Origin of the sequence: Ralstonia psammae, from assembly GCF_958405935.1 — a bacterium.
Classification (GTDB): domain Bacteria; phylum Pseudomonadota; class Gammaproteobacteria; order Burkholderiales; family Burkholderiaceae; genus Ralstonia; species Ralstonia psammae.
Genome location: NZ_CATZBU010000001.1, coordinates 600,871 through 615,562 on the forward strand (window position 1 = coordinate 600,871; position 14,692 = coordinate 615,562).

Here is a 14,692-nt window from a genome sequence, read left to right on the forward strand (position 1 = left end):
GACGCACAAGGCGTGGCGTGCCGGTCGGCGGGTCGAAGAGACAGTATTTTCGGGGTTGACGCGCGCGTCGACCGGCCGCACGGGCGCCGGGTTTCATGGCGCCGGTGCGCAGTCATTCAATCCAAATAAGCGCGCCGCCACCCCGGCCGGTTTGCGCAAACCAAGGGACCGGAACGGTCCGACCTCGGTGCAATACCCAGCTTGCACACAATCGATACAAATCGTTAGAGTCGGATTTTGGTCGGCAACGGGTCCGGCCACAGGGGAGATATTCCAAATGCCAAGCCGCGCAACGATGCGCTGGTGTCTGACCGCCTTGCTGGCGTGGTCCGGCCACGCCTTGGCGTGGGACTACACGCCCGGCGCCATCCCGGGGCTGATCAGCGTGCTTGGTTTCCTGACCGTGCAGACGCAGGCGCTCGACCGCGCCATCCAGCGCTTTCCCGGCCAGCGTGAAGAGCTGATACGCGCCCGTACCCAGTTCGACAACACCTTCCCGCAGGCGCTGGCCCGCACGCGCCGCCTGATCGCTGGCATCCCGCTGTCCGACGACGAGCGCCAACTGCTCATCGAGCGCGCGCTGGACATTCACCAGCCCAGCGTGGGTGTCGCCACCCAGACTGCCCAGACCGCCCACGCCCTTGCCGAACGCGTGGTTGCGCGTGCGCAAGGCAGCCAGGATCGCGCCACGCTGCAGACACTGCTGGCGGTGGTCTACGACGACCGCCCCGCCGATGAGCTGGGCAGCCGCTTTACCCAGGCCGTGACGTTGTCTGACTGGCCGAATGCGCGCGGCGCGAGCTTGAACCTGCGGCTGCCGTTCTCCTGGGAACGCGTGCCGCCCACGGCGCCGCGCAAACCCGACCCGGCGCGGGTGGCAATCGGCGCGTGGGCCAACCAGGGCGGCTCGGGGCTGTCGCGCCTTGAACTGATCGTGCGCCCCACTGAAGGCGACCTTGAAGCCGTACCCGACAGTCGGGAACCGCGCTGGATGCGCGATGCCGTCAAGCAAGCCGTGGCAGGCCCCTGCCGGCTGCTCGGCTGGGGCACGCAACCGTTCGGCGGGCGCACCGGCGTGTGGGCCAGCTACATCGGTGAATCGCCCGGCCCGCATGTCCCGCGCGCCACCGGCAACACGCTGGTCGGCCGCGTCTTCATGGTGCCGACCGACGGCGCGCTGCTGATGCTGCACATGCAGTCTCCCGCCACGTCGCCCGAGCAGGCCAGTGCGGTGCGCTGGCGGTACGAACCGCTGTGGAACGCCGTGGCCGCATCGTTCAGCGTGTCGGGCGCCAAGCCCTAGCCCGCCCCAGCGGGAAAGCACCATCACGGCGCATCCGGCGCGCCGAACGCACCAAATACAAGCCATTGCGCACCGATTTTGGGCCGCGGCCAACGCGCGGTCCGGTAGCGACCCCGCGCGCACGGCCATGGTGCGCCATGTCGCCTTTTTGCACAGCGTTGGAACAGGAATTGCATCAGTCGGCGCTTTTTGCGTCATTTGTGGGCACACACTGCACCCGGATGGCGCTGATCCTCAACCCGCACGACAACCGCAATGAACTCCATCAAAACCGGGGGCGACGCGCTCTTCATCCTGCTGGGCGCGATCATGGTGCTGGCCATGCATGCCGGCTTCGCGTTCCTTGAGCTGGGCACCGTCCGCAAAAAGAACCAGGTCAATGCGCTGGTCAAGATCCTGGTCGACTTTGCCGTGTCGACCATCGCGTACTTCTTCATCGGCTATTCGATCGCGTACGGCGTTAACTTCTTTACCGGTGCCGACGTGCTCGCCCAGCAGAACGGCTACGAGCTGGTGAAGTTCTTCTTCCTGCTGACCTTCGCGGCAGCCATCCCGGCCATCATCTCGGGCGGCATTGCCGAGCGCTCGCGCTTCGAGCCGCAACTGGCGGCGACCTTCGTGCTGGTGGGCTTCGTCTACCCGTTCTTTGAAGGCATTGCCTGGAACGAGCGCTTCGGCATCCAGCACTGGCTGCAGAGCGTGACGGGCGCCGAGTTCCACGACTTTGCGGGTTCGGTTGTGGTGCACGCAGTGGGCGGCTGGATCGCGCTGCCGGCCGTGCTGCTGCTGGGCGCACGCCACGGCCGTTACAAGGACGACGGCCGCATTGCCGCGCATCCGCCCTCGAACATCCCGTTCCTGGCAGCCGGCGCGTGGGTGCTGGCGGTGGGCTGGTTCGGCTTTAACGTGATGAGCGCGCAGACGCTGGACAAGATGAGTGGCCTCGTCGCCATCAATTCGCTGATGGCGATGGTGGGCGGCACGCTCACCGCGTGGTGGATGGGCAAGAACGATCCGGGCTTCTCGTACAACGGGCCGCTGGCCGGCCTGGTGGCCGTGTGCGCCGGCTCCGACGTGATGCACCCGCTGGGCGCGCTGGCCGTTGGCGGCATTGCCGGCGTGCTGTTTGTGTGGATGTTCACGCGCGTGCAGAACGTCTGGCGCATCGACGACGTGCTGGGCGTGTGGCCGCTGCATGGGTTGTGCGGCGCGTGGGGCGGCATTGCGGCCGGCATCTTCGGCCTGAAGGCACTCGGCGGCCTGGGCGGTGTGTCGTTCTGGGCGCAGTTGGCGGGCACGGCAGGTGGCATTGCCATTGCACTGATCGGCGGCACGGTGGTGTACGGCACGCTGCGCAAGTTCGTGGGGCTGCGGCTGGATCGTGAGGCCGAATTCATGGGCGCCGACCTGGCCATCCATCGCGTCTCGTCCACGCCGGAATCGGAAACGCACTGGTAAGCAAGGGCCGACGCAGGGCGCGCGCGGCGCTTGCTACAGTCAAGGGGTGTTCCCCCCGCCAACTGCAGGAGTGCCGCATGCCCGATATCGATCCGAATCATCCCATCACCGTGGAGTCGAACCCGCGCCGTGTGACAGTGAGCCTCAACGGTTTCACCATTGCCGACACGCGTCTGGCGCGCACGCTGCGCGAGGCGTCGTACCCGCCGGTGCAGTACATCCCGCGCGACGATGTGCGGATGAACAATCTGGAGCGCACGCAGCATCACACCCATTGCCCATACAAGGGTGAGGCGTCGTACTACACCATCGTGGCCGCTGATGTGCGCGCCGAAAACGCCGTCTGGACTTACGAACAGCCCAAGCCCGTCGCGCGCGAAGTCGCGGGCTATCTCGCGTTCTATCCGGACAAGGTGACGATCCAGGAGGCGTAAGTGCGCAGGCGCGGCTGACATGCCGCTGTCATGCAAGCCGCGCACGATATGCGTGTTCCTCTTCTCACGGATCCTCTTTCCGTGAACGTTCCAAGACCCGGCGCAGAATGATCTGTGGCCGGGCATTTTTTTGCCTCCCGTTTGCCCCCAGCGCGGTGCTATCCTCGACCGATCATGCTGGACTTCCGCACTTACGGCCTCGCCGCGCCCCCGCACTCGCACGACTTCATGCAGGTCGTGATGCCCGCACGCGGCATCCTGGAGATGGACGTGGACGGCCGCGGCGGCCGTGTCGACACGCATCACGCCGCACTCATCCCCGCCGGCGCCACGCATGCGTTTGAAGCCACGGGCGCCAACCGTTTCATCGTGCTCGACATTCCGGGGCAAACCGTGGACGCCCCCAGCCTGGGCGGCCTGGCCGATCGCGTGTTCTTTCCGCTCACGCCGGGCTTGCGCGCGCTGACGACGTGGCTGCAAGACGCGCCCATCGTCGATACCGTGCTGGCCAATGCGTGGTCATCACTCGCGCTGGCGACACTCGCCGCGCATCCGGCCAACCAGTCCGCGCAGATGCGCACACGCCCCGATGCGCGTGCCGAGCGCGTTTGGCATGCCATCGAACACCGCTACGCTGAGCCGCTCACCGTCGATGCGCTCGCCGCAGAAGCGGGCGTGAGCGCGCGCCGTCTGGCCACACTGTTCCGTGCCGCATACGGCACCACGCTGCACGCGCATCTTGCCGAGGTACGGCTGCGCCATGCATTGACGCTGCTGGAGACCACCGCCCTGCCTATCGCCGAGATTGCCGCGCGCACCGGCTACTACGACCAAAGCGCCCTCACGCGCCACCTCAAGGCCGCCCGCGGCATCACGCCTGCTGCTGTGCGGCGCTAAGCCCCGCCCATTTCCGTTTTTGCCAAAGCGCAGCCGTCTTCGCCAAGACGCGCGGCGCACGCACGCGCAGAGTGCCGGTTCGATTCCTCTTCCCGGGCAGACGCTCCATGGCTGTTGGCGACACCTCGACTGCAACGCATCTTCATCACGGCCAGCACGATGCACGGCGCGACCATCTGACGGGCATCGGCTACGGCGTCGCGGCCGGGGCGCTGTGGGGCGTCATCTTCGTCGCGCCGAAGATGCTGCCGCAGTTCTCGCCGCTGGCGCTTTCGGCGGCGCGGTATGTGTTGTATGGCGTGTTGTCGCTGGTGCTGGCGCTGCCGGTGTGGCGCACGCTGTGGCGCAAGACGACGCGGCGCGATTGGGCGGCGCTGCTGCTGTTATCGCTGCCGGGCAACATTCTGTACTACCTGTGCGTGGCGGGTGGAGTGCAGCGTGCGGGCGTGGCGCCGGTGTCGCTCATCGTCGGGTTGTTGCCGGTGACGGTCACGCTGGCCGGCGCGGCCGAACGGGGCAGCCTGCCCCTGCGGCGGTTGGCCCTGCCGCTGCTGATGGCCGTCGCGGGCGTGGTGTGCATCTACCTGGATGCGCCCGACGCACATTCGGACGCGGGCGGGAGAACCTATTTCATCGGTCTGCTGATGGCAGCGGGCGCGCTCGCGTGCTGGACGGTGTATGCGGTGTGCAATGCGAGGTACCTGCGCGCGCGTCCGCAGTTCACGAGCCGGGAGTGGTCGTTGTTGACTGGCGTTGCGACCGGGGTGTTGTCACTGGCACTGGCCGTACCGGCGTTTTTCATGCCCGGAATGGCGACGGCTTCTGCACAGCCCGCATCGGCCTGGGGAATGTTCTGGCTGGTGAATATGGGTGTGGCGCTGGGCGCGTCCGTGCTGGGGAACAGCCTGTGGAATGCGGCCAGCCGCAAGTTGCCGTTGACGCTGTCGGGGCAGTTGATTGTGTTTGAGACGGTGTTTGCGTTGTTGTACGGGTTTATCTATGAGGCTCGATGGCCTCATGGGCTTGAGGTGGCGGCTGCGGTTTTGTTGGTGAGTGGGGTGGGGTTGGCGGCGCGGAGGCACGGGTAGTTTTTTTTTGCGGATGGTTTTTTGTTGGTGATTCATCCCTTGTTTCATCCCCTGCCGGGGCTGACTCACTTTCTTTGGTCTTGCCCAAAGAAAGTAAGCAAAGAAATGCGCGCCCGAGATGGCGACCCCCTCCTTGAATTTATGTCGCAGGGAGGGAGGAGAGGCAAACTCGCTGCGCTCAGACAGCCTCCCCTCATTTTCCTCCCTGCAACAGAAATTCAAGGCGCCATCTGAGGCAGGAAAGTCAAAGGACAAACCCAAACCCTCGGGGCGCCGGCCCAAACGACAAGGCCAACCGCGCGATGGGTTGGCCTTTCTCTTTTGACGTTAGGCCCTTGATGGCGCCTTGAATTTTCGTAAGCGGGCGGAAAAAAGGTGGGGAACTGTCTGAGCGAAGCGAGTTTTCCCCGCCTCCGCCCGGTTACGCAAATTCAAGGAATCTTTCGCCATCTCGGGCACGCCTTTCTTTTGCTTACTTTTCTTTGGCAAGACAAAGAAAAGTGAGTCGCGCCCGGCAGGGTACGAAAAGGGGATGCACCACCCACACCAAAACCAAGAACAAAGAAAACCGCTCCTCCCCATTTGACGCCCCAATTTTTTCATGGATAACTGTGTCCCCTCCCCCAACAACACAGCGAGCCACCCCATGACCCTCCAAACCTGGCTGGCCTTCATCGGCGCCAGCATCATCATCCTGCTCATCCCCGGCCCGACCATCCTGTTGGTGATTGGTGATTCGCTGGCAAACCGTGGCCGCTCGGCGTGGAGCACCGTTGCCGGCGTGGCGGCGGGCGACACGACCGCCATGGCCGTCTCCCTTGCCGGTGCGGGCGCGCTGCTGGCCGCTTCGGCCGCGGCCTTCACGGCGCTCAAGCTCATCGGCGGGTCGTACCTCGTCTATCTCGGCATCAAGTCCATCCTCAGCGCCCGCCGCCTGCGCGACGACGCGCCCGAGGCCACCCTCCCCGTACAGCAGAAGTCCGCTGGCCGCCGCTTCCTGTCCGCCTGGACGGTCACCGCGCTGAACCCGAAGAGCATCGTCTTCTTCGTCGCATTCGTGCCGCAATTCATGTCGGCCGATCAGACCTTCCTCTCGCAGAGCGTGATCCTGCTGCCGACCTTCGTCGTCCTGGCCGCCGCCAACGCATCGATGTACGCGCTGGCCGCCAAGCTGCTCGCCAAGCGCCTGACCAGCGTGGCTGCGCAACGCCGTTTCGGCTACACGGGCGGCGCGGTGATGGTGGGGGCGGGCACGCTCACGCTGGGCATGCAGTCGGCCTGATCGCGGTCCAAGCCGCACCGAGGACACCCGATGCCCCGCAGTTACCTCCGCCCCGCGCCCGCCGGCGCTCACGGCCACCACCGCGTCACCAACATCGAACTGTTCTTCGATCTGGTGTTCGTGTTTGCGGTGACGCAGCTCTCGCACCTGCTGATCAGCAACTTCACGCTGCAAGGCGGCGCGCAGGCGCTGTTGCTGATGCTGGCCGTGTGGTGGGTGTGGATCTTCACGTCGTGGGTGACGAACTGGCTCGACCCCGAAAAACTCGCCATCCGCATGCTGATGCTCGTGCTGATGACGGCGGGGTTGCTGCTCTCGGCATCGCTGCCGCAGGCATTCGGCTCGCGCGGGCTGGCGTTTGCGCTGGCCTATGTGTTCATGCAGTTCGGGCGCACGCTGTTCTTTCTGTGGGCCGTGCGCGGCGAGTCGCTGCCCATGCGGCGCAACTTCCAGCGCATCGGCACGTGGCTCGGGGTCTCGGCGGTGCTGTGGCTGGCGGGCGGCCTGTCGGGTGATTCCGTGCGCTGGGCGTGCTGGATCATCGCGCTGGCCATCGAATGGCTCGGGCCCTCGATGGGGTTCTACACGCCGGGCCTGGGCCGTTCCACCACCAACGATTGGAACGTGGAAGGCGGCCACATGGCCGAGCGCTGCTCGCTGTTCATCATCATCGCGCTGGGCGAATCGGTACTGGTAACGGGCTCCACGTTCGCCGGGCTCGACTGGAACGCAGAAAACATCGCAGCGATGGCGATGTCGTTCATCGGCAGCCTGGCGATGTGGTGGCTGTACTTCGACACGATTGCCGAGCGCGGTGCGCACACCATGTCGCATTCGGCCGACCCGGGCCGGCTTGCACGCCTGGCCTACACCTACATCCACGTGGTGCTGGTGGCCGGCATCATCGTCGGGGCGGTGGCCGATGAGTTCGTGCTGGCGCATCCGGTGGGCCACGCCCATGCGGGGACAGCGTTGGCGGTGCTGGGCAGCGCGGCGCTGTACCTGCTGGGCAACCTGCTGTTCAAGTGGGCAATCTTCGGCCGGTTGCGCCCGGCGCATGTGGTCGGCCTGGTGGTGCTGGGCGGCGCGTGGCTGCCGGCGGTTGAACTGCCGGCGCTGGCCGTGTCCGCGCTGGCGACAGGCGTGCTGTGCGGCACCGCCGCGTGGGAATGGTACGCACGCTCCTGCGAGACAGCGGAACCCGCCCAGGCGCACGGCCAATAAGTGGTCACCTGAAAATTCCAGTTTCTGGACATTACCAAAGGCCACTCGCGCACCTAATCTGTCAACCAACATGACAGAACACGAGGGCCCCACCATGATCGACCTCTATTACTGCGCCACGCCCAACGGCCTGAAGATGGCGCTGTTCTTTGCCGAAACCGGCTTGCCGCACCGCGTCATCCCCGTCGATATCAGCCGGGGTGACCAGTTCAAGCCCGAATTCCTGGCCATCTCGCCCAACAACAAGATCCCGGCGATGGTCGACCACGACCCGGCCGAAGGGACCGACCCCGTGGTGCTGTTCGAATCGGGCGCCATGCTGCTTTACCTGGCCGAGAAAACCGGGCAACTGATGCCCGCTGACCTGCACGGCCGCATGGAAGTGCTCAAGTGGCTGTTCTGGCAGGTAGGGGGTCTGGGCCCGATGGCCGGGCAAATCGGCCACTTCAATGTGTATGCCCCGGAGCGCGTGCCCTACGCCATCGACCGCTACACGAAAGAGACCAACCGCCTGTACGGCGTGCTCGACCGCCGCCTGGCCGACCGCCCGTACATTGCCGGCAACGACTACACCATCGCCGACATCGCGGCCTATCCGTGGATCGTGCCGCACGCCGGGCACGGCCAGGACCTGAACGCCTTCCCGCACCTGCAGCGCTGGTTCGAAGCCGTTGGCGCACGTGCGGCCACGCGGCGCGCTTATGCCGGTGTCGAGCGCGCCTACTCGCGCCGCCGCGAAGACATTTCGGAAGACGAGCGCAGCGTGCTGTTCGGCCAGACCGCACGCGCCACCGCGCGTTGATTCTTGCGGAGCCTCGGCGCTCCGCCTCCCTTCCATTTGCTTTTCCTTTTCTGACAGGAGCCGACCATGCCGGCATCGCTGTGGTGGTTGTGCCTGGGCGCGTTCGCCATCGGCACCGAAGGATTCATGATCGCCGGCCTGCTGCCGGTACTGGCCGCAGACCTGGGCGTGAGCGTGCCGGCAGCGGGCCAGCTCGTCACCGTGTTTGCTGTCACGTACGCCGTGGGCTCGCCCGTGATGGCGACGCTGCTCGGCAATGTCGACCGGCGCCGCGTGCTGATCGGCGCGCTGGCGATCTTTGCGGCGGGCAATCTGCTGGCCGCCAGTGCGCACGGCTTCGGGCAGTTGATCGCGGCGCGCGTGCTGCTCGCGCTGGCGGCCGGCGTGTTCCTGCCGACGGCCAACGCGGTGGCGACCTCGCTGGTGCCGGCGGCGCGCAGCGGCTCGGCGCTCGCCATCATCACGGGTGGTGGCACAGTGGCAGTGGCGCTCGGCGTGCCGCTGGGTGCGTGGATCGCCGCCCAGGGCGATTGGCGCTCGACGTTCATCGCATGCGGTGTGTTGTCGGCACTGGCCACGGCAGGCCTGGCCTTCGGCCTGCCGCGCGCTCTGCCGCACAGCGTGACCACGCTGGCGCAACGCCTGAGCGTGGCGCGCAGGCCCGGCATGCTGGGCGCGCTGGCGGTGTCCGCGCTGTGGGCCGCGGGTGGCTTTACGTTCTATACCTACGTCGCGCCGTTCTTTGTGCAAGGGCTGGGGTTCGCGCCACAGCACGTGGGCATCGTGCTGTTCCTGGTCGGCAGCTTTGCGGCGCTGGGCACCGGCCTGGGCGGCCACATGACCGACCGCGCTGGCGTGGCACGCGTGCTGGCCGTCAGCAGCGCAGGGATCGTGCTGGCGTTCTCGCTCCTCTCGCTGTCAGTGCAGGTGCTGCACGGTGCCACGGCGGGCGCCATCGCCATCGGTGCGGTCGTGCTGTGGGGCATGGCGGGCTGGGGCTTCGGCCCGGCACAGGCCACGAGGCTGATCCGCCTCGCGCCGGAGGTGTCGCCAATCACGCTGTCGCTGCATGCGTCTGCGGTGTATGTGGGGATTGCGCTGGGGTCGAGCGTGGGCGCGCTGGCGCTGGCCCACGGCGGGCCCGGCATGCTCGGCTGGGCGGCAGCGGCGTGCCATGTGGTGGCCGTGGTGGTGTGGCGCTTGGGCGGCCGGCATGCACCGGCGCAAGCTGCCGAGCAGACAACTACGTCAGTTGCCCATTGAACACGGGCATCTGGCCCGCAAAACGTCACACGCCGCGCTCAACGCTCCACGTGCGGCGCTCAGATCGCGGCAGTCGGCGTGCCCCGATCATCGATCGAACGGCGCGCGCCGCGCCGATCCAGGTACGGCAGCGCAAACATATAGAGCCCCGTGAACAGCAGCAGCGCAAGCGGCAGCAGCGGCGCGTAGGTGATCCACGCAGGCGGCTGGGCGCCCTTGCCCACACCCATGGCGACAAAGTTTGCAATGACCGAGAGCGTGAAGGCCATCGACACCCAGCGGTGAAACTGGCGGATTCCGGAGCGCGCGTTCTGCATTGAGGTCATTTGGCACCTCCGGCAGCTTGGATCATCTTCCAGCCGTTGCCGGCCGGGTCACGAAAACCGGCATCCACGCTGCCGAAGCGCTCGACCGGCTCCTGCGTGCACTCCACGCCGCGCTCGCGCAGTTGTGCATAGGTCGCGCGGCAATCGGCAACGGTCAGCACCAGCGGCGGCATCGCGCCCTTGGCGACCATGGCGCGCAGCGTCTGGGCGGTGGCCTCGTCGTGAATAGGCGGTCCGGGCTGGAACAGGCCGAGCTGGAACGACGGCTGGTCCGGATGCTGCACCGTCAGCCACCGGTAGGGGCCATTGCGCACGTCGGTATGCACGCGAAACCCCAGCTTGTCGACATAGAACGCCAGCGCCGCGTCCTGGTCGTCCACATACAGCCCTACGACGTTGATCCCTTGGCTCATCACCGCTCCTTGTTGTTGGTGGGTGACGGATTTGTACCGTCCGCCAGCTGGCGGCGCTTCTCCGAAACTGCTGTGACGAGGTCGGGCCGTTGCGCGGCCTTCAGCACACAGGCCGGCACGCGGTCGAGTTGTTGCAGCGGCGCGCTGGCCTGCGCCTGCCGGCGCAGGGCGCTCGGGCTCTGCCCGGTGATGTCGCGGAAGATGCGGCCGAAGGTGCCGAGGCTTTCCCAGCCGGTGGCGTAGGCAATTTCAATGATGGGCAGGTCGGTGTCGCGCAGCAGGGAGGTAGCCTGCTCGATGCGGCGCGTGAGCAGGTAGCGGTGCGGCGGAATGCCGAACGCCTGCTTGAACGAGCGCGCAAAATGCGCCTCCGACACGCCGCTCACTTCGGCCAGCCGCTTGACGGGCCACGCCTCGTGCGAGGCGGCGTCCATGCGGTCTTTGGCGCGAAGCAGGCGGCGCAGTAGCGCGGGGTCTTGCTGCGCGTCTGTGTGTGCCTGTACCACCGCGTCCTGCGCCAGTGGGGTCAGTCCAGCTTGAACTCGCCGATGGCGCCTGCGAGCTTGCGCACGCCCTCTTCCACCTGCGCAAGCGACGAGGTGGCGTACGACAAGCGCAGCGTCGAACGATCCGGGTCTACGGGGTAGAACGCCGCACCGGGCACGAAGGCCACGCCGCGCTCGATGGCCACCTTGGCCACATCACCGGCATTGCGGCCCGGCAACGCACACCACAGGAACATGCCGCCGCGCGGGCGGTTGAAGGTCAGCTCGGCTTCGGGCAGCAGCGCACGCAGGCCGTTGGCCATGGCGTGGGCGCGTTCGGCATAGGCGGCACGCGTGCGCGGCAGCACCGTGTCCAGGCGATTGCTGCGCAGGTATGCGGCGGCCGTGGCCTGCGCAAAGGTGGAGGTGTGCGCATCGGCAAACTGCTTGACCATCACCGCGTTGCCCAGCAACGGCTGCGCGGCGATCATCCAGCCCACGCGCAGGCCCGGGGCCATCACCTTCGACAGGCTGCCCAGGTAGACCACACGGCCCTGTGCGCCGTCGGTCTGCTGCGAGAGCGCGTACAGCGACGGCGGCGGAGGGGCGTCGAAATACAGATCGCCGTAGGGGTCGTCTTCCACAATCAGCAGGTTGTGGCGCACCGCCACGTCCAGCAGGCGCTTGCGGCGCTCCAGGCTCATCAGCGCACCGCTCGGGTTGCCGAAGTTGGGAATCACGTAGAGGAATTTGGGGCGCGCGGTGGCAAGCACTTTTTCCAGCGCGTCGACATCCAGTCCGTCGCCATCGGTCGGCACGCCGGCCACCTTGGCGCCGTACAGCTTGAACGCCTGAATGGCGGCGAGGAAGGTGGGCGCTTCGGTCAGCACCGTGTCGCCTTCGCCGATCAGTACCTTGCCCAGCAGATCCAGCCCTTGCTGCGAACCGGTGGTGACGAGGATGTCGGTGTTGGCGACGTGGGCGCCGCGCCCCTTCATCAGCGTGACGATGGCCTCACGCAGCGGCTCGAAACCCTCGGTGGCGCCATATTGCAGCGCGCGGGCAGCGTCGGTGGTGAGTGCGCTGTCGGCGGCGGCCTTCAGGCCTTCCACGTCAAACAGGGCGGAATCAGGAAAGCCGCCGGCAAACGAGATCAGGCCCGGCTTGCCGAGCACCTTGAACAGCTCGCGGATGGCGGAGGTTTCAACGTTTTGCAGGCGGGGTGCCAGCAGCGATTGCAGGAATTCCATGGCGTGCGTGTCTCTGTAGTTCGAGTGCCCGCCACTTTACGTGATGTGCGCCGGGTGCGCATGCCAACACGACGTCACAGCCCTGACTAAAATGCCGCCACCGAACCGGTTAACAGGAGCACCAACAGGAGCACCGCATGGCCGTCCGACGCATCGTCCCGAACCTGCACGCTGCCGATCCGGCACGTGCCCGCGCGTTCTATGCCGAACTGCTCGATCTGGAAGCGGTGATGGACCACGGCTGGATCATCACCTTTGCCGAACCGGCCCACACGATGACGCCGCAGGTCAGCATCGCCAGTGAAGGCGGAAACGATACGCCGGTGCCGGCGCTGTCGGTGGAAGTCGACGATGTGGATGCCGTGCATGCGCGGGCCGTGTCGCTGGGCTTGGACATCGTCTACCCACTCGTTGACGAGCCGTGGGGCGTGCGCCGCTGTGCCGTTAGGCGATTCGTGGCCTGCGAATAAAGCATAAGCTGGCCACAACGCAGGGACTTATTCCGGCCGGTAGATGGGTGTGCAAAGCATAACCTGTCCTATCGGCACGGAATAAGGCATAACCTGTCCAAAATAAAATCTCTTCGCGCAACAACCCAGTATTTTTCTTGTCTCGGTCGCTGTACCTAGCGCTAGCATGGGATGGTGTTCAAGAGGAAGTGCCGCCGACCAATGGCGGCGCATTGAGACCATGTCAGAAGAGCCTCGGAAGTCTGGCCAGAACCCTCTGGCGAGAGAACTCCAGACATTGGGGCAGCTTGTACGCAGCCGGCGCCTGGGCAGCGAGTTGTCCGTCGACGACACGGCTGACTATTGCGGTATTGCACCCGAGACACTCTCCCGCCTCGAGAACGGAGAGCCGTCCAGAACAGACCAACTTTTCAAGGTATTGGAAGCGCTGGGTCTGGCCATGATGGTTTTGCCGAGGTCAGATGCAGATATAGCGCTCCGTGCACTTGGGCATGCCGTGAAATGGCATGCAACCTCGCTGACCGCAGCAGACACGCTCAACGTCACCCCACAGCCTGCGCTGGAGCATCGCTCCGCCACTCCAACGCTGTTCGTCGACTACGACGGTACGCTCCACGCTGGTCACGCGCTGCTCGATACGACAACTGGCGAAGTGACGCTTGAGTCGGGCAGACCATTGCTTGAGTACGCGCCGCTGCTAGCCGAAATGCTTGAGCCATACCCCGAGGTGGAAATCGTCCTCACGACCTCCTGGCTGCAGAAGCTACCTTTTGACCAGGTCGTTTCGTATCTACCTCAAGAGCTAGGTCGACGGGTTGTGGGCACAACCCTCGGCATTAAGCCGCGACTGAGTTACGTCCTGAACGGCTCCGAGCGAACCTACGTCATCACCAGCTACGTGTATGGCAAGGGCCTGAAGAACTGGATGGCGATAGACGATTCGGTGTATGGGGCCTTTCATTTTGGCCGTACACCAGGGGAGTTTGCCGACCGATTTGTCCTTCTCGACTCGTCACGTGGCATCAGTGATGAAGAAGCCCAGCGACGCATTCGGGGCTGGCTGTCCAGCATTCACGGAGACAGCACGAGGGGTGACTAATGTCGAACCGAACGATTCCTGCCGATTTCCCGCGCGGCAACCCAATCGCCTCTGTGCCAGGCGCTCAGTCGAAACTCTTGGTGCGGCTGGTCAACGGCCAGTACGTCTCGGGGCTCACCGACGAAGAATGGGCTGAGCGATATGAGTGCTGTGAGGATTTGGCGCAGCAGTGCGCCCCCTACTGCATGCGCAAGGTTACGGAGAATCCAGCATTGACCCAAGAGCGCTGCCTTGCAAACGTGCGTAAGGGGTTCTCCCTGAAAGTGCAGAGTGGCGAGTGGGATTTCTCAGAGGCGGAACAGGATTGGGTCATGAAACGAGCGCGGCAGCTTCTTGGCTGGTAGGTACAAATGACGCAGCGTCTGCAGGACATTCTCGGGAAGCTGTACAGGCCGCCGGCTGACGGGGGCCGCGAGGTGTTTGCGTTATCGAGGTCCGACGCGGAAAGGCTACCTCCACTGCCATCGATAGCCGTCATCTCCATCACCGCGCCAGAGCGTCCCCCGGCCACCATCGGTGACTTCGCTCACGTGCTGCGCCTCAGCTTTGCCGACGTCGACTTCCTCAATCCGGACTTGTCCGACAAAGCACGCGGCAAGCTCGCCCACGCATTCACCGACGAGCATGGGCAAGCCATTCGTTCTTTTGTTGAAGCGCTGCCTGGCGACATATCGTCGATAGTCGTCCACTGCGAGGGTGGGTTCTCGCGCTCGTGCGCGGTCGCCATTGCGCTGCATCGGCTTTACGGCTACCGCGTGGAGCCCCAGCATTTATCGAAGGCGAACCCCTCAATCGTGCGCATGATGGCAGGAGACGTCCTTGGACACGGCGCGCTGAAGAAAACCCGCCGCTAGTGTGGCGCCGTTATTCGTCACCCGATTGACTTAAGCAACCGATG

At 65.4% G+C, this 14,692-nt stretch carries 17 protein-coding genes; 13 read left to right on the plus strand and 4 right to left on the minus strand.

Annotation, left to right across the window (positions count from 1 at the left end; all coding sequences use genetic code 11):
- Positions 1 to 277: 277 nt before the first annotated feature.
- The 9 genes from R2N16_RS02930 to R2N16_RS02970 all read left to right on the plus strand — a co-directional run bounded on the left by R2N16_RS02930 (position 278) and on the right by R2N16_RS02970 (position 9,751).
- A complete protein-coding gene (locus R2N16_RS02930) occupies positions 278 to 1,303 on the plus strand; it encodes a hypothetical protein (RefSeq protein WP_316664088.1) in 1,026 nt (341 codons plus the stop codon).
- 255 nt (positions 1,304 to 1,558) lie between these two features.
- On the plus strand, positions 1,559 to 2,761 hold the full coding sequence (locus R2N16_RS02935; protein WP_316664089.1) for an ammonium transporter: 1,203 nt from the start codon (positions 1,559 to 1,561) through the stop codon (positions 2,759 to 2,761).
- Positions 2,762 to 2,838: 77 nt separating this feature from the next.
- Complete coding sequence (locus R2N16_RS02940; protein ID WP_316664090.1) at positions 2,839 to 3,195, plus strand: DUF427 domain-containing protein; 357 nt, start codon at positions 2,839 to 2,841, stop codon at positions 3,193 to 3,195.
- 174 nt (positions 3,196 to 3,369) lie between these two features.
- The gene (locus R2N16_RS02945) at positions 3,370 to 4,092 is read left to right on the plus strand and encodes an AraC family transcriptional regulator (protein ID WP_316664091.1); all 723 of its coding nucleotides are present in this window, start codon (positions 3,370 to 3,372) and stop codon (positions 4,090 to 4,092) included.
- A 107-nt stretch (positions 4,093 to 4,199) separates the two neighbouring features.
- Positions 4,200 to 5,180 carry a DMT family transporter gene (locus R2N16_RS02950; RefSeq protein ID WP_316664092.1) on the plus strand — a complete coding sequence of 327 codons (981 nt, stop codon included), beginning with the start codon at positions 4,200 to 4,202 and terminating at the stop codon, positions 5,178 to 5,180.
- Between the two features lie 646 nt (positions 5,181 to 5,826).
- Positions 5,827 to 6,462: a LysE family translocator gene (locus R2N16_RS02955; protein WP_316664093.1), complete on the plus strand. Its 636-nt coding sequence runs from the start codon at positions 5,827 to 5,829 to the stop codon at positions 6,460 to 6,462.
- 30 nt (positions 6,463 to 6,492) lie between these two features.
- Positions 6,493 to 7,686, plus strand: coding sequence for a low temperature requirement protein A (locus R2N16_RS02960; RefSeq protein WP_316664094.1), 1,194 nt, complete (start codon positions 6,493 to 6,495; stop codon positions 7,684 to 7,686).
- Positions 7,687 to 7,780: 94 nt separating this feature from the next.
- On the plus strand, positions 7,781 to 8,488 hold the full coding sequence (locus tag R2N16_RS02965) for a glutathione binding-like protein (protein WP_316664095.1): 708 nt from the start codon (positions 7,781 to 7,783) through the stop codon (positions 8,486 to 8,488).
- A gap of 66 nt (positions 8,489 to 8,554) precedes the next feature.
- Positions 8,555 to 9,751, plus strand: a complete 1,197-nt coding sequence (locus tag R2N16_RS02970; RefSeq protein ID WP_316664096.1) for an MFS transporter — start codon at positions 8,555 to 8,557, stop codon at positions 9,749 to 9,751.
- A gap of 59 nt (positions 9,752 to 9,810) precedes the next feature.
- Here R2N16_RS02970 and R2N16_RS02975 read toward each other — a convergent pair whose 3' ends face one another.
- Genes R2N16_RS02975 through R2N16_RS02990 form a run of 4 tightly spaced genes read right to left on the minus strand, consistent with a single transcriptional unit; the run spans position 9,811 to position 12,225 of the window.
- Positions 9,811 to 10,077 (minus strand): hypothetical protein, encoded by a 267-nt coding sequence (locus R2N16_RS02975; RefSeq protein ID WP_316664097.1) that lies wholly within the window; start codon positions 10,075 to 10,077, stop codon positions 9,811 to 9,813.
- Positions 10,074 to 10,490, minus strand: a complete 417-nt coding sequence (locus R2N16_RS02980) for a VOC family protein (protein ID WP_316664098.1) — start codon at positions 10,488 to 10,490, stop codon at positions 10,074 to 10,076. Before R2N16_RS02980 ends, R2N16_RS02975 begins: the two co-directional genes overlap by 4 nt.
- Positions 10,490 to 10,996: a helix-turn-helix domain-containing protein gene (locus R2N16_RS02985; RefSeq protein WP_316664099.1), complete on the minus strand. Its 507-nt coding sequence runs from the start codon at positions 10,994 to 10,996 to the stop codon at positions 10,490 to 10,492. Before R2N16_RS02985 ends, R2N16_RS02980 begins: the two co-directional genes overlap by 1 nt.
- 20 nt (positions 10,997 to 11,016) lie before the next feature.
- The gene (locus tag R2N16_RS02990; protein ID WP_316664100.1) at positions 11,017 to 12,225 is read right to left on the minus strand and encodes an aminotransferase-like domain-containing protein; all 1,209 of its coding nucleotides are present in this window, start codon (positions 12,223 to 12,225) and stop codon (positions 11,017 to 11,019) included.
- 137 nt (positions 12,226 to 12,362) lie between these two features.
- On the opposite strand from R2N16_RS02990, the gene R2N16_RS02995 reads away from it, so the two are divergent.
- From R2N16_RS02995 to R2N16_RS03010, 4 genes are all read left to right on the plus strand, one after another.
- Positions 12,363 to 12,695, plus strand: a complete 333-nt coding sequence (locus R2N16_RS02995) for a VOC family protein (RefSeq protein WP_316664101.1) — start codon at positions 12,363 to 12,365, stop codon at positions 12,693 to 12,695.
- A 277-nt stretch (positions 12,696 to 12,972) separates the two neighbouring features.
- Complete coding sequence (locus R2N16_RS03000; RefSeq protein WP_316664216.1) at positions 12,973 to 13,794, plus strand: HAD domain-containing protein; 822 nt, start codon at positions 12,973 to 12,975, stop codon at positions 13,792 to 13,794.
- Complete coding sequence (locus R2N16_RS03005) at positions 13,794 to 14,138, plus strand: hypothetical protein (RefSeq protein WP_316664102.1); 345 nt, start codon at positions 13,794 to 13,796, stop codon at positions 14,136 to 14,138. The genes R2N16_RS03000 and R2N16_RS03005 overlap by 1 nt, the downstream gene beginning before the upstream one ends.
- A 6-nt stretch (positions 14,139 to 14,144) precedes the next feature.
- A complete protein-coding gene (locus R2N16_RS03010; protein ID WP_316664103.1) occupies positions 14,145 to 14,648 on the plus strand; it encodes a hypothetical protein in 504 nt (167 codons plus the stop codon).
- The last annotated feature ends 44 nt before the right edge of the window (positions 14,649 to 14,692 follow it).

Bases quoted from the DNA above. Each gene is read 5' to 3' on its own strand.
- R2N16_RS02930 (WP_316664088.1), top strand. From the start codon at position 278: ATGCCAAGCCGCGCAACGATGCGCTGGTGTCTGACCGCCTTGCTGGCG.
- R2N16_RS02935 (WP_316664089.1), top strand. From the start codon at position 1,559: ATGAACTCCATCAAAACCGGGGGCGACGCGCTCTTCATCCTGCTGGGC.
- R2N16_RS02940 (WP_316664090.1), top strand. From the start codon at position 2,839: ATGCCCGATATCGATCCGAATCATCCCATCACCGTGGAGTCGAACCCG.
- R2N16_RS02945 (WP_316664091.1), top strand. From the start codon at position 3,370: ATGCTGGACTTCCGCACTTACGGCCTCGCCGCGCCCCCGCACTCGCAC.
- R2N16_RS02950 (WP_316664092.1), top strand. From the start codon at position 4,200: ATGGCTGTTGGCGACACCTCGACTGCAACGCATCTTCATCACGGCCAG.
- R2N16_RS02955 (WP_316664093.1), top strand. From the start codon at position 5,827: ATGACCCTCCAAACCTGGCTGGCCTTCATCGGCGCCAGCATCATCATC.
- R2N16_RS02960 (WP_316664094.1), top strand. From the start codon at position 6,493: ATGCCCCGCAGTTACCTCCGCCCCGCGCCCGCCGGCGCTCACGGCCAC.
- R2N16_RS02965 (WP_316664095.1), top strand. From the start codon at position 7,781: ATGATCGACCTCTATTACTGCGCCACGCCCAACGGCCTGAAGATGGCG.
- R2N16_RS02970 (WP_316664096.1), top strand. From the start codon at position 8,555: ATGCCGGCATCGCTGTGGTGGTTGTGCCTGGGCGCGTTCGCCATCGGC.
- R2N16_RS02975 (WP_316664097.1), bottom strand. From the start codon at position 10,077: ATGACCTCAATGCAGAACGCGCGCTCCGGAATCCGCCAGTTTCACCGC.
- R2N16_RS02980 (WP_316664098.1), bottom strand. From the start codon at position 10,490: ATGAGCCAAGGGATCAACGTCGTAGGGCTGTATGTGGACGACCAGGAC.
- R2N16_RS02990 (WP_316664100.1), bottom strand. From the start codon at position 12,225: ATGGAATTCCTGCAATCGCTGCTGGCACCCCGCCTGCAAAACGTTGAA.
- R2N16_RS02995 (WP_316664101.1), top strand. From the start codon at position 12,363: ATGGCCGTCCGACGCATCGTCCCGAACCTGCACGCTGCCGATCCGGCA.
- R2N16_RS03005 (WP_316664102.1), top strand. From the start codon at position 13,794: ATGTCGAACCGAACGATTCCTGCCGATTTCCCGCGCGGCAACCCAATC.
- R2N16_RS03010 (WP_316664103.1), top strand. From the start codon at position 14,145: ATGACGCAGCGTCTGCAGGACATTCTCGGGAAGCTGTACAGGCCGCCG.